Annotated in this window: 9 protein-coding genes; 2 read left to right on the top strand and 7 right to left on the bottom strand. The window is 54.1% G+C overall.

Annotated features, from left to right (window positions below; translation table 11 throughout):
- Positions 1–942 (top strand): LysR family transcriptional regulator, encoded by a 942-nt coding sequence (locus tag ACFQ14_RS12150; protein ID WP_377213022.1) that lies wholly within the window; start codon positions 1–3, stop codon positions 940–942.
- Here ACFQ14_RS12150 and ACFQ14_RS12145 read toward each other — a convergent pair.
- The 3 genes from ACFQ14_RS12145 to ACFQ14_RS12135 all read right to left on the bottom strand — a co-directional run bounded on the left by ACFQ14_RS12145 (position 936) and on the right by ACFQ14_RS12135 (position 8452).
- Complete coding sequence (locus ACFQ14_RS12145) at positions 936–5219, bottom strand: translocation/assembly module TamB domain-containing protein (RefSeq protein ID WP_377213021.1); 4284 nt, start codon at positions 5217–5219, stop codon at positions 936–938. The two genes, ACFQ14_RS12150 and ACFQ14_RS12145, sit on opposite strands and share 7 nt — an antisense overlap.
- Positions 5219–7147: an autotransporter assembly complex protein TamA gene (locus tag ACFQ14_RS12140; RefSeq protein WP_377213020.1), complete on the bottom strand. Its 1929-nt coding sequence runs from the start codon at positions 7145–7147 to the stop codon at positions 5219–5221. The genes ACFQ14_RS12145 and ACFQ14_RS12140 overlap by 1 nt, the downstream gene beginning before the upstream one ends.
- A gap of 177 nt (positions 7148–7324) precedes the next feature.
- Positions 7325–8452 carry an alpha/beta hydrolase gene (locus tag ACFQ14_RS12135; RefSeq protein ID WP_377213019.1) on the bottom strand — a complete coding sequence of 376 codons (1128 nt, stop codon included), beginning with the start codon at positions 8450–8452 and terminating at the stop codon, positions 7325–7327.
- Between the two features lie 291 nt (positions 8453–8743).
- Between ACFQ14_RS12135 and ACFQ14_RS12130 the strand changes: the two genes are divergently transcribed.
- Positions 8744–9712, top strand: coding sequence for an aldo/keto reductase (locus ACFQ14_RS12130; protein WP_377213018.1), 969 nt, complete (start codon positions 8744–8746; stop codon positions 9710–9712).
- Between the two features lie 15 nt (positions 9713–9727).
- Here the strand turns inward: ACFQ14_RS12130 and ACFQ14_RS12125 are convergent, their stop codons facing one another.
- Genes ACFQ14_RS12125 through ACFQ14_RS12110 form a run of 4 tightly spaced genes read right to left on the bottom strand, consistent with a single transcriptional unit; the run spans position 9728 to position 13127 of the window.
- A complete protein-coding gene (locus ACFQ14_RS12125; RefSeq protein ID WP_377213017.1) occupies positions 9728–10615 on the bottom strand; it encodes an amidohydrolase family protein in 888 nt (295 codons plus the stop codon).
- A 4-nt stretch (positions 10616–10619) separates the two neighbouring features.
- Complete coding sequence (locus ACFQ14_RS12120; RefSeq protein WP_377213016.1) at positions 10620–11678, bottom strand: 4-oxalomesaconate tautomerase; 1059 nt, start codon at positions 11676–11678, stop codon at positions 10620–10622.
- A 22-nt stretch (positions 11679–11700) separates the two neighbouring features.
- A complete protein-coding gene (gene ligK, locus ACFQ14_RS12115; protein WP_377213015.1) occupies positions 11701–12393 on the bottom strand; it encodes a 4-carboxy-4-hydroxy-2-oxoadipate aldolase/oxaloacetate decarboxylase in 693 nt (230 codons plus the stop codon).
- Positions 12390–13127: a PIG-L deacetylase family protein gene (locus ACFQ14_RS12110; protein ID WP_377213014.1), complete on the bottom strand. Its 738-nt coding sequence runs from the start codon at positions 13125–13127 to the stop codon at positions 12390–12392. Before ACFQ14_RS12110 ends, ligK begins: the two co-directional genes overlap by 4 nt.
- Positions 13128–13228 lie beyond the last annotated feature (101 nt).

The following is a 13228-nucleotide window of genomic DNA, read 5'->3' as shown; positions in this document are numbered from 1 at the left end:
ATGCGCCATGACCTCTTCTCGCTTGACCTGTTCATCTCGATTAGCGAGACGGGCAATATTGCCGACGCAGCGCAACGCCACAGCATCGTGGCATCAGCGGCCAGCAAGCGAATTTCTGATATGGAGAAACTTGTTGGCGCAAAGCTGCTGCATAGGCAAAGACGTGGTGTTTCGCTGACGGCAGCGGGCGAAGATCTTCTGGTACACGCACTGCGCATACGGCAATCGGTTGAGCTGTTGAATGCTGAAATGGGCAGTCACGCAAGCGGCATGCGGGGCGCTATCCGTATCGCAGCCAACCCATCATCCATCACCCAATTTCTACCCGAAGATCTTGCTGGCTTTGTCTCGCACTACCCCGAGATCCGAATTCAACTGGTTGAACTCAACAGCCCTGAAATCATTGAGCGCGTGCGCTCCGGGACGGTAGATCTTGGGCTGTATTCCGGCTTCACCGACGCAAGCGGTTTAGAAACCTTAGTCTATCGAACAGACACTTTGGTCGTCTGCGCTCCAGCAGATCATCGGCTTGCGATACGAGGCTCGTTAAAGCTCACGGACCTCATGGATGATAACTTTGTGGGGCTCCAGTCGGGCAGTTCAATTCAGGCGCATTTGGAAAACAGCGCGTTAAAGAACGGCAAGCGCCTGCGCACCATTGTAGAGGTGATGAGCTTTGACGGCGTCCGGAGAATGGTTGAGGCGCGGCTTGGTATCGCAATTCTACCCAGGGGCGTCGTCGAGCCTTATCTAGCGGGGTCTGCGCTAAAGATGGTCGATATCGCAGAGCCTTGGGCTACACGGCAATTGCGCATTGCATTTCGTGACAGAAATCTGCTGTCGGCCCAAGCACAGCTGTTGCTGGATATGCTCTGTGATGACAAGCAGGGGTCTGAAAATGGTAGCGATGGAGTCTCGGATACGGGTATTGGCAATCAGTAGTTCTTTTCCAAAAATACGCCGATATTGCTTTCGCCCGTGCTGCTGAGAGCACCGCGCACCTTGACGTTATCAGTGATATCCAGATTGATTGTCGCTTCGGTGTTCTTTCCAGCCTGCACCCCGAGGTAAACTTTGTCAGAGATGTATTTCCCTGCTCTTACGGCCGCGTTTCCGTCGGAATCCTGAACGATATCGAGATTGTCTAAACCCGTGCCACGACGAATTTCTTCCACCAAACCAGGGCTGTTACCGCCGGTAAGTTCTCCGGCAATTGACGCTAATCTGACGATTTGCGCAGGTGACAAATCACCCAAACCGCGTCCAAAAATGATGAGCGCAAGCACTTCGTCTTGCGGCAGTTCTGGCGATGATGTGAACGTGACTTCCAATTGGGAAGCCCGACCTTCGAGCTTGATAAACGCAGTCACATCGCCTGCCTCAGTGCGCGCAACGAGATCAAGCAGTGGATCAAGATCGCCCGCTAGTGTGATGGTGCCTTCATCAAGGTCAATGCGTTGGCCCAAAATCGACAAACGCCCGCGCAAGAGCTGAAAGCTGCCGATGGGACGGATGTTTACAGCAGACCCAGCAATCCGAACACGCCCTCCCAGTTCCGCATCCAGTCCGCGACCGCGCACAAAAATGCGGTTGGGAGCGTTGATGGTCAGGTCAAGCTGCAAAATACTGGGGCGAGACGATGGCTTTGCCACCGGTGCTGTGCGTTTAACTCGCTCGAGCGTCCGGCGCACGCCAGCAGACACCCGCACGTGGCGCACGTCAAGCAGTTCACGGTCTTGTATGAACGACTCTGGCACCACAATCTCACTCTCGATCAGATTGATTGTCCCCTCAAGAGATGGGTTCGCAGCCAAATCACCAGATAATGTCAGCGTGCCATCTGCCGTCGTCGTGAAAGTCTGTCCGTCGGTGTATTTTGCCCGGTTGAGCTCAATGCGGATGTTGGCTGGCAACCCGCGCCCTAGGCCAATATCCCCCCGCGCTGAAACGCTGCCGCCTGATGCCAATTGTCCACGCGCCTCGCTCAGCGTTACTGTATCGCCACTTATGCCGCCCCGGATGTTGATGTCTGTAACGCGTAAATTCGATAGAGGATCGGTCAGCGTTGCGCCGCGCGCTTCGATGAAGCCTCTTGCCACCGGCTCTTGAAGCGAACCAGTTACGAAAACGCTGATCTTCCCGGTGCCGCTTATGCTTGCGCCCCGCTCTGCGATTGCACGCTCGGCCAAGGCTAGTGGGAACGTTCCATCTACCGTTAGGCCCATCCCATCGCCAGACAAGGGCAGTCTACCACTAGCGCTCAAGCTGATATCCTGGCCGTTGCGGGCACGCGCATTGTCGAAACGAATTGCCTTGTTGACGTAGCTTCCTACTGCAGAGAACGACAAGGGCGAGACACCCGCATCTGCTATCTGCGCCACTGTGATGTCAGATCCTGAGAAGTCAAACTGCGCGCTTGGATTGCTCGAGGAGCCTGACACATTCACCTGTCCTGAAAGTGTTCCTGCTGCGCGGGTTTCAGGTCTGATCGCATTGATGATCGACAAAGGCACATTGCGAATATCTGCGCTCAACGCGAGTTGGGAACCAGCGCGTCCAGTGAGCAATATCGAACCACTGCCGACACCGATATTCGCTTCACCCAACTGCACGATACCATTGCGTACAACGATTTGGGTAGGAGCGAGCAAGCTAGCATCGGTGATATTCGACGTTACTGACAGTCGCTCCAACGCAATAGTTTGGGTGTTGTTGGCCTGACTTACAGTGCCTGCTGCGGAAACCCTGGCTGCGTTTTGCCTCATTGCTGCATTGATATCGAAACGCGTGGTTTCGCCGGATGTAGCAACGGTTCCATCAAGCTCGGCGATGTTGACGCCAGACACGGAGATATTTTGAGCCGAAATGGTGCCGTCTGCGGCAGGTATTCCGAACAGGTCTTTAAAGACCGCGTCTATTTTGGCATCGGCAACGCTTGCACCGTCGTAGCGAAAACCCTGCACGCGCAAATCGGCTTCGCCAGATTGCTTTCCGTCGGCAGCTGCGAGTTGAATATTCCCTCTGACAGAACCACCCGCGTTGAGTGTTATAAGGGCGGCAAGATCGCTGATGTCGCCTGCGTCGATCTTCAAAGTGGCATCGTAGAGTCCAAATTCGTTGCGCAACAACCCGCCTGAAAGCTGGCTGTCACCAACCCTTAAATTCATGTCTTCAATCTTTGCGATTTCCGGTCCAGCGTCGATTTCACCTCTCAAGACGATTGGCTTTCTATCAAGCGAGCCCGACGATGAAAGGGCACCAATTACGGTTTCCAAGTCGGTCTCGCCTTCAAACGCTAGTGATAAGCCCTCAACCATTCGACCCGATAAAGTGCCCTTCTCCATCGTTGCCTGCATCTGCGCGGTAAATGGCTTTTTAGTACCAGTCAGTCGTGCCAATAGCGCCACTTCACCCGAGCCACGAGGGGTGATGGTCGCTAAGTCGCGCAGCCTTGCGTCCGCTTGTATGCTGGACGTTTCGTTGCCAAAACGGCCTTTCAGTTCGGTTTGAAATTCGCTGTTGGCTATGCGCAAATTGCGGAAGTTTAAGCCTTCTTCGTCTCTGGCGATGCCACCGGATAATGTCGTTTCACCAGCAAGCAGTCTGTCAATTTGAGCTTCGCCAATGGCGAGAGCACTGGCTGTTCCGTTGATGCGGAGATCGAAAGCGCCGCTGATTGGCCAGACTTTACCGTCAGTTCGCAGAGATATACCGCCGCTCAAGTCACGCTCTACCAAGGCGGAAAACGCGGCAAGCCGTCGGGCTTGCAATTCAACCGAACCGTTAAACGCCCGCTCAGCGAAACTGCCTGTGGAGACCAACTGGAACGTGTCTCCGCTGATACGCAGGCCTTGTAGTTCCAGCGGTGCATCGCTGCGCCATTGGCCAGAACCTGCAAGCCGCACCGCCGATCCAACGGCGCTGTTGAGCGCTGGATCGGCAGCTTGAAATCCGTCTAGCAAACCATCGAGTGTGAAACTGACACTGCGTGCCGTTTGATCGAGGCCAGTGACTGTGCCTCCAGCATCAAGAGAGACGGTTTCGATTTGAATGTCATCTTTTTGAAAACTGCTAATCTTGAGCTTGCCGCTCCACGCACTGTTTCGTTCTGCATCATAGTTCAACGTGATCGCTGCTGATCCAACTGAGGTCTGGGCATCTTTTGTTGGCAGCAAAACCCTTGCTTGTCCCTGCGATGCCAATCGCGCATCGACGTTAAAGGCGCTGACGAAACCATCCGCGAGACGTTTTCCTGTTGCATTGAGAAGGATCGAACCGCTTTTCAATGAGAACTGCTCCAGGCTTATTTCTCCCGATTGAGCAAACAATGCTCGAGCATTAACTCGGCTTTCTTCACCTAAGAGCGAAGCGGCTTCCTGCGACATGATTGAAGCTATGGGGCCGGAAAGTTGTGAAACAGCTTCGTAGTCTTCGCCGATTTTTTGCAGTTTCAATTGACCGCTTAGGATACGCTTTTGGGTCACATCGAATGCAAGGCTGACCACCAGATCCGAAATTGGGGCGTTGCCAACCACTTTCAGTGAAACCGGTGGGCGGTCTTTCAATTCAAGCAGGTTCGCGATGACGCCATTTTCGGGCTCATCCAGATCAAGATCAAGTGTTAGCGTTTGGGTGCTGGAAACGTATTTCGTATTGGCATTCAAGCGACCGCGAGGGCCATCCAGTCGATTGACCAACACCGCTAAGTCAAGCTCGCCATCGTCCAGCGCAACCTTTCCCGAAACGGAGACTTCCGCCGCGAGGCCAAACACAGACTGCTCAATCTTAATCAACGGCACGTCTATCTTATCGATTGCCACCGCAACCGGCAGCTGAGGCAGCTCAAACGACGAAGCTTCTGGCGAAGGAAGGCTCTCGTCGACATCGGCCTTTCGATAGTACTCGATACGATCTGCCGTCAGGCTCTCGATGTCCAGCTTTCCACGGAAGAGCGCGGAGCGATTCCAGACCAGTTTGGGATTGGTAATTTTCAACCAAACACCGCGCTGGTCGGAAATCGTAATGGAGTCTAGCTCAACGTTGGATGACAAGGCGCCCTTCAGACCATTGAGACTAATTTTGCGATTGGGCGCGGAAAGTTGAGTTTCAACATAGCTGATGACCGTAGATTTCTCCTCTTCGGTTTGCGCAAACGCAGCAAAAGAGGAGGCGACCACGAAGATCAAAGCTAACAGAAAATGGGTGAAGTTGGTCGTCATCAAAATGCCTGCCCGATGCCAGCGTAAATCGCGAAACCAGCATCGTCTTTGCCGGGGTCAAGCGGCATAGCCACATCAAGTCGAATAGGGCCAAGGCCAGTATAGTATCTTAAGCCTACGCCAACACCCAATTTCACATCGTTGGAGAAGTCGGTGAAAGCATCTTCACCCACAATTCCGGCATCCAAAAAGGCGACCGCGCCCAGCGTTTCAGTGAACTTTCTACGCAGTTCCAAAGAGGTTTCCAGCACTGAACGCCCTCCGCTAATATCGCCATCAGCCTGCTCGATACCGATTGATTTATGGCTGTAACCCCGGACAGAATTGCCACCACCAGCTGTGAACAAAAGGTCCGGCGGTGTTTCAGAAATGCTTTGTCCGACAATTGAGCCTGCGAGAACGCGACCAGCCAAAACGGTGCGGCCATCATCCGAGAGATCGTAATAAGTTCGGGCTTCCGCTTCGAAGCGAGCGGCTGGGTTGCCGAATTCCCATTCGTAGAACGGGCGCGCGTCAAAGCGTGCGTAGAACCCTTCGGTTGGATCCAACTTGCTATCGCGGCCGTCGTAAACGATATCGCTCTGAAAGCCTGCCGTCAGGAAGCGTCGATCTCCGAACGCGTCGTCAAACTTGCCGTAGCTCGCAAAGCCGCTAGCCGACAATGTGATCTTGTCTGAATAGTACGATTTAAAGCCCAATGATGCGCCAGCGGATGTCTCATCGAAGGTTTCGTTGAAATCTCGCTTGGCAAAGATATTGGAGATGAGATCGGTGTCCGGATTGTAAAAGCCGGGTTTTGTGAAAGTTGCCCCCAAAGAATAGTCGAATTCATCGGGTTGGAATGTTGCGCCGAGACCACCAATGTTGGCTTCCAAGCGCAGGCTTTCGGCTTTGCCAAAAAGGTTGCGATGCAGCCAATATCCTTGAATGCCGATGCCATCTACACTGGACAGAGTGGCGCCCAAACCGATGCGCCGCAGCTTTTGTTCGTTGACGATAACGCTGAGAGGCAAAAGTCCGGAAGCGCTGATCTCAGCAGCCTCCTCAATTCTGCGACTGGAAAACACGCCAAGACGATCCAACCGCTTACGTGCACGTTCCAGGTCATCGGGATCGAATTCCGCGCCGGGCTCTACACCAATCATATAGGCCACAAAGTCCGGATCCATCCGCTCTGTGCCACTTACCGTGATATCGCCGTAGGACGCGCGTCGACCGGGTGCCATCCGCATGCGGACATTGAGTTCTTTGTCCGGATGCACGGCTGTCGCGACCCGCTCCGCGATTTCGGCCTTAGCATATCCTTGCTGCCGCCATTCCTCGACGAACAATCGACCTGCCTTGCGGATGGAGGCCGCTTTAGCCTCTTCGCCTACGATGTAGCCGGTTTCGTCCAGATCAATTGTCTTGTCATCGGGATTAGGATTTTCAGGCGCACGGTTTTCAACCGCCGCACTGGAGAAGCGATAAACTGGTCCCGCTTCAACCGTTACGGCGATGTTGGAAGATGTGGGTAGCTCTTGGAATGCGGGTAAATCTGCAGCTTCCCGACCATTGACGGTAATAGAGATCGTGCCGCCATAATAACCGCTGTCATAAAGCGCTGCGAGGATGCGGCGGTAGTCTCCCTTTGAGCGGGCAATAATCCCCGCTTCTCCGGCGACTGCTGCATCGCGACCCAACCAGAGTTGAGACGATGATTTGACCGCGTCTTGCACCTTCTCAGGGGTATCTGGATCCACGTCGAAAGTGAGCGAATAAAACCGAGGGTCAATGAATTCCACAGCATCATTCGCTTGGCTTTCGCATTTGCCGATCAAGCAATAGCCAAAAAGTTCCAGCGCCAACGCCGGATGCGGCAGCGCAACTGTGCCCAGCAGCACAGCAAAACCCAAATGGGCAGGTCGAAATTTCCATCTATTGCTCAAAATCGGATTGTCTCGGGCCAACGCGTAAACATATGTGGTAGGGTCATCATCGTTGATGTTGCTAGACCCCTCAACTCAATCTCATTTCCATGCTTAAACAGTGTCTAAGTTATGTTGCCGCGCATATTATCCCGCACTTAGCACAAAGACGAACGCATCATCCGTGCAAAGGTTGCGCTAGCGCACGCCAACGACCTTCGCCGGCAGATAGATTATGGCGGCTGCGAGGTCTGTAACCGCACCCAAACCGTCGCCGATTGGTTTTAACGCCGTGTCAGGCTTGCGAGCGCCCAACAAGGCATCGCGACTGAATGCGCCAGACTCCGTCATTTTGAATAGAGTTTGCGAGGTAGCAAATGTCGTATGATTGGTTGCGTCTTGACCGTCCGAAAGATTGCTCAAGTCAATCACGGTAATACCGGCTTCGCGCAGTTCCTCGATGTTTTCGCCCTTACCAACTCGCGCGTTACCACCACGCAACGCCTCGGATGCCTGAAGGGCACGGTCATTTTTCGATACGAAGATCACGAAAGGTTGCGGTAGTGGATTGATATTGGACAATTGATCGCGAAAGACCCGTTGATCGATATCCGGCGAAGCCAAAATCAGTGTGTCGATGCGCTTCAGCAAATGGGTTTCTTTGCGAATACCAATCTCGCGCAGCGTCTCCATCGTTACGAATGCACCCATTGAATGGCCGACCAGCGTGATGTTTGTCGCATTCGTCTTGGCTAGCAATTGCAACGTGCGGCGAAGGCCACTGCGAGCCAATTGAGCGCTGTCCCGATCGTATAGATACAAGCCTGTTTTGCCCGCCGAAGCCCAAGAGAAATTCACCGCGACGCCGGAAAACTTGAAGTCCTTGAACATCTGTGCCTGACGGAACACACCAGATGCGAAGTTTGTGTTGTAGCCATGCACGAAAACGAACAACACACGTTCATCGGCTGGTTTCTTGGCCAATTCTGCGCGAATGGAGGCAACGAACTGTTCTTCACTTTTGTTCGTGACGTAGCCCGTAGAAGCAAACTGCTCTTTTACGTTCGCCACAGCGCGGGGATAGACGATCGTGCCGGGCTCGCGGTTTTTCGGGATCGATACATTCATCTCTGCAAAATTGAGGCCATCAGAGCGGTCGCCGGAAAAAACTGACAATGCTTGCGCAGAAGGCGCGCGCAGGGTTGCGACGTGTATTTTTTCAACGTCCGCAAACCGACTGTCCTCAACTGCCAATGGCATAATGACCTCGTTTTTGGCGCAGGAAGCCAAAGCAAGGGCCGTGAGGAAAACGAGCAGCGCACGCATGGCGAAGACAAAACCTTTTTGATCGAAGAAACACCGTCGGTATTGTGAATGAGAGCTATCGGCTCAATCTCTAGTATTGCAGAGGCCGTCGCCAGAGTCACACCACAATCGCACGAGCCACGCGCCTGAACTATGGCGGCATCAAGGCGTATTCGGAATCAAAATACAGTGTGAATGGAGCGCTAATGCCCGGTCACTTTCGCACAGTCTTGAGCTATGTTTTTTCCGTTACGCTTTGCGCTGAAGGACACAAGCAAGATGAAGCCAAGACGCCTGGGAAAAAATGGCCCCTTGATCCATCCTATCGGAATAGGTGCGATGTCGTTTGCCAATTTCTACGGACCAACGGATGAGGCAAACAGCCACGCAATTCTTGACGCGGCAATGCAAGCGGGAGTGGATCATATCGACACCGCAAACGTCTATGGCATGGGAACCTCCGAGACTGTAATCGGCACCTATCTGAAGGCAAATCCCAGCGCGAAAGATCACTTCAAGATTGCCACCAAAGCGTCGATTTCCTCCAAGCCGGATGGGACCGGACGCTTTTTTGACAACAGCGCTGAGCATCTTACATCCGAACTGGAAAAGAGTCTGCAACGCATGGGCATTGAGGCGGTCGAGTTGTTTTATGTCCATCGCCGCAATCCGGACATTCCAATCGAGGAAGTGACGGCGACGCTGGCGGGTTTGGTAAAATCTGGCAAAACCAAAGCGATTGGCTATTCCGAAATTGCACCCTCATCACTGCGCCGCGCTCATGCCGTTCACCCGGTTGCGGCCGTGCAATCGGAATACTCGCTTTCCACCCGCTCACCGGAAATGGGATTGGTTCAAACCTGCAAAGAGCTGGGCGCGGCCTTAGTCGCGTTTTCGCCTGTGGGGCGTTCTTTACTGACGGACAATCCGTTAAGCTATGAAGCGGTTCAAGACCTTCCGTTTTTGGTCAATAATCCACGGTTTATGGAGCCCAATTACAGCGCAAACATAACAGCGATTAGTGCGTTTCAAGCGCTGGCGTCAGACATGAACATCTCTGCTGCCGGATTGGCCATCGCGTGGGTTTTGGCCAAAGGCGAGCACATCATTCCTATCCCAGGCACGCGCTCGGTTGAGCATTTCAAAGAGTTTCTCGAAGGCGTTGATCGGCCGCTGACGGACGAGGAAATCAAAGCTGTTGAGGTCACGCTGCCAATCGGTTGGGCGCATGGCGACCGCTATTCACAGGCACAGTGGATAGGGCCAGAGCGATATTGCTAGTGTAAAGACCGGCCGTTAGTCCGCCCAATACAGCCGCATGGGATTAGCCACAAGCAGCTTTTGCTGTTGCGTATGCGTTGGTGCAATTCTGGGGATATAATCAACCAGAACACCGTCATCGGGCATGTGAGACTTCATGTTGGGATGGGGCCAGTCAGTGCCCCACAAAACCCGATCCTCAAACCGCTCCACGATAGCCCGATAATAGGGAACTACATCATCATAGGGCGGGCCTGCCACAGTCAGTCGTTCGGGGCATGTTACCTTGGTCCAGATGTTTTCGTTTTCGTCCATAAGCCCGATGAATCGCTCAAAATCGGGATGATCGACGCCCTTGGTCACATCGGGGCGGCCCATATGATCGACAACGATGATGCCCGGTAATTGTTTGAGAAAGGGTTCTAGATCCTCCAGATCGGCCGCTTCGAAGTAGACGACGATGGACCAACCGAAGGTCTGAATTTTCTGCGCAATCTCGATGAAGACTTCGCGCGGCGTTGCATCAACCAGCCGCTTTACGAAGTTAAACCGCACACCGCGCACACCCGCTTCGTGCATGTCCGCCAGTTCATCCTTGCTGATATCAGCGCCTACGCTGGCGACGCCACGTGCAAGATCACCGGCTGTGCGACAAGCATCCACCATCGCGCTGTTATCTTTGCCGTGGCAGGTCGCTTGCACGATGACATTGCGCGAAAAGCCCAGATGATCGCGCAGGGCAAAGAGCTTGTCTTTGCCTGCATTGCATGGTGTGTATTTGCGTTCTGGTGCGTAGGGAAATTCAGGTGATGGCCCAAAAACGTGGCAGTGCGCGTCAACCGCACCCTCGGGCAGCACGAAGTCGGGCTTCTTCGGGTTTGGGTGAAATTCGAGCCAATCCGCGTCCATTTTCTGCTCAGTCATGTGGTCACTCATGGGGGAAAACCTCTCCATCCATCAACTTGCGAGCCGTGCGCAAAATCGCGGCCTCGCTTACATTTTCAGCGTCGTCCAAAGTCGCCACCACGGTCATTTCTCCAGTGGGATGTTCAACTGACAAGCTGCGATACCTGCCTTCGCCCCGGCTGGCGAGATCGTAGGCTGTTGTGCCCTCAATCAGACAAGCGGTTGCAACGCTGACCGCCCCAAGAACGCCGATCGTCTTGTGACAACGGTGTGGAATGAATGTACGGGTCGAGATTGCGCCGCCGTTTTTTGGGGCGCTTACCATCGTCATCTTTGGCACTGACTTTTGGCTCACATCACCCAAATTCATCAAAGGCCCGCAAGCGAGGCGGATGGACTCCAGTTTTTCGCGCAGGACAGTATCCGCTTCCAAGGCCTCCGGTGCTTCTTCACCCGCAATGCCCAGGTCTTCGGCTCGCATCACAACGCACGGCATGCCGTTATCAATCATGGTAACTGAAACGCCCTCCACGACGTCGCGGGCGTTCCCCGAAGGCAGCAACGCGCCGCACGAAGAACCGGCCGTATCCTTGAACACTATCGGTACAGCCGCAGAGCCTTTCGGCACGCCATCAATCATCGCATCTCCGCGATAGGTCACTCTACCTGCAGGCGTCTCCACCTTTGCCACGGCTATTTGGCCGGTGTTTTCCATGTAGATTGAAACAGAAGTCTCATCGTCTTGGGCTGCCACCAGACCGCGTTCAATGGCAAACGGCCCTACGCCTGCAAGAATATTCCCGCAGTTTTGAGCATCAGTAACGATTGGCTGGTCGACGAAGACCTGTAAAAACAGATAGTCCACATCAACGTCATCGCGATCAGATTTCCGAACCACCGCAACTTTGGACGTCAAAGGATCAGCGCTACCCATGCCATCGATTTGCCGAACATCGGGCGAGCCCATAATGTCAAGCAGCATGGCATCGCGTTGGGTTGCGTCTGAAGGCAAATCGTCAGCAAGGAAATAGCCGCCCTTCGACGTGCCGCCGCGCATCCACATGCACCGAACGCCACTCATGATGGGTTAGCCCATTTTTGCATCAGACGTATTTCAGGCCTTTTTCGGCCAGCCTTCCGCGCATGTCGTAGATGTCCAAGCCAAGCTCACCAGCTTCGAAACGTGCCCGTTTGCTGGCCTCATTGGCCTCCCGCGCCCGCGCCTTTTCCAGCACATCGGCAGCCTCTTCGCGGCGCACAATGCAAACACCGTCATCGTCGGCCACGACCACATCACCGGGGTTTACCAGTTCATCGGCGCAGACAACGGGAATGTTGACGGAGCCCAGCGTCTCCTTGATCGTCCCCTGCCCGTGAATGGCTTTCGACCATACAGGGAAACCCATTTCCTCAAGGTCGCGAACATCGCGCACGCCGCCGTCGATAATCAGGCCACGGCAACCGCGGGTCATGGCCGAAGTCGCGAGCAGATCGCCAAAATAACCCGCGTTGGACGGTGTGATCGTGCCGAGCAAAAGCACATCACCCTCTTTCAATTGCTCGATAGCAACGTGGATCATCCAGTTGTCGCAGGGTGGCGCGAGAATGGTCACAGCAGACCCTGCAATGCGCGCGCCAGGATAGATGGGCCGCAGATAGTCAGCCAGTAGACCCTTGCGACCCTGCGCTTCGTGCACCGTTGCTACGCCGCATTCCGCCAAGCCATCAATCACGCTTTGGTCCGCTCGCTCAATATTCTGGACGACAATGCCAGTTGTTCCCGGTGCGTAGCTCATTCCAGTTCATCCACGGTGCGGGGAAAAATTGTCTGAAAGCCCTCGGCATATTTTGCCGCGCGCCCGCCCGCCTGCCCACCTGAATTGCGGCGGAAATGATTGCCACGGTTTTCAGCAACGTTTTTGTAGAAATTCCACAAGTGCTCCTGGCCCTGCATACACTGGATGGCGGCCCATTTCTTTTCCCACACATCCGTAATATCGAGAAACACGCTGGGTTTCCATTCCATCTGCTCCGTCTGGTGCGGCTCGAAAAGATAAAGCTGCGGCGCGCCAAGTACCTTTTGCCCCGGATTGTGACCCCATGCCTGCGCGATCATACGGCATTGCAAGGCAAACTGTGTGGTTTCCATGTGGTCGGTGTTGTAGGGGTCCCACTTGGAATGAGACATCATGAATTTGGGCTGGACTTCGCGGATTACATCCACCATTCGGTCCTGCGTTTCGCGACCAAGATCAAGCGGGTAATCCCCTACATCAAAAAACCGAATGTCATTCACGCCCAAAGCACCTGCGGCGTTTTCGGCTTCTTTGCGACGCTCGGTTTTCACCTTTTCCAGCGTCATGCCCTCTTGCTTCCACAACTTCGCGCTTTCGCCGCGCTCGCCGTAGGAGAGGCACACGACAGTGACCTCGTAACCCTTTTCCTGATGCAGCGCGATTGCGCCACCTGCCCGCCAGACGAAGTCTGCTGAGTGAGCGCTTATTACGAGGGCGGTCTTTTTGTCGGACATGGTTGAAGCTTCCATCGCGGTTGAAGTCTGGAGATGTGAATTTAGTGCTTCAGTCCCACGATTGCCTATTTGGAAATAGATACCCAATATAAGGTTACGCT

This window comes from Pseudahrensia aquimaris, from assembly GCF_042676045.1.
GTDB lineage: Bacteria > Pseudomonadota > Alphaproteobacteria > Rhizobiales > Rhizobiaceae > Pseudahrensia > Pseudahrensia aquimaris.
Note: the sequence above shows the minus strand (reverse complement) of the source record. Positions and strands in the feature narration are given on the sequence as shown.

Bases quoted from the DNA above. Each gene is read 5' to 3' on its own strand.
- ligK (WP_377213015.1), bottom strand. From the start codon at position 12,393: ATGAGCTACGCACCGGGAACAACTGGCATTGTCGTCCAGAATATTGAG.
- ACFQ14_RS12150 (WP_377213022.1), top strand. From the start codon at position 1: ATGCGCCATGACCTCTTCTCGCTTGACCTGTTCATCTCGATTAGCGAG.
- ACFQ14_RS12120 (WP_377213016.1), bottom strand. From the start codon at position 11,678: ATGAGTGGCGTTCGGTGCATGTGGATGCGCGGCGGCACGTCGAAGGGC.
- ACFQ14_RS12145 (WP_377213021.1), bottom strand. From the start codon at position 5,219: ATGACGACCAACTTCACCCATTTTCTGTTAGCTTTGATCTTCGTGGTC.
- ACFQ14_RS12110 (WP_377213014.1), bottom strand. From the start codon at position 13,127: ATGTCCGACAAAAAGACCGCCCTCGTAATAAGCGCTCACTCAGCAGAC.
- ACFQ14_RS12135 (WP_377213019.1), bottom strand. From the start codon at position 8,452: ATGCGTGCGCTGCTCGTTTTCCTCACGGCCCTTGCTTTGGCTTCCTGC.
- ACFQ14_RS12125 (WP_377213017.1), bottom strand. From the start codon at position 10,615: ATGACTGAGCAGAAAATGGACGCGGATTGGCTCGAATTTCACCCAAAC.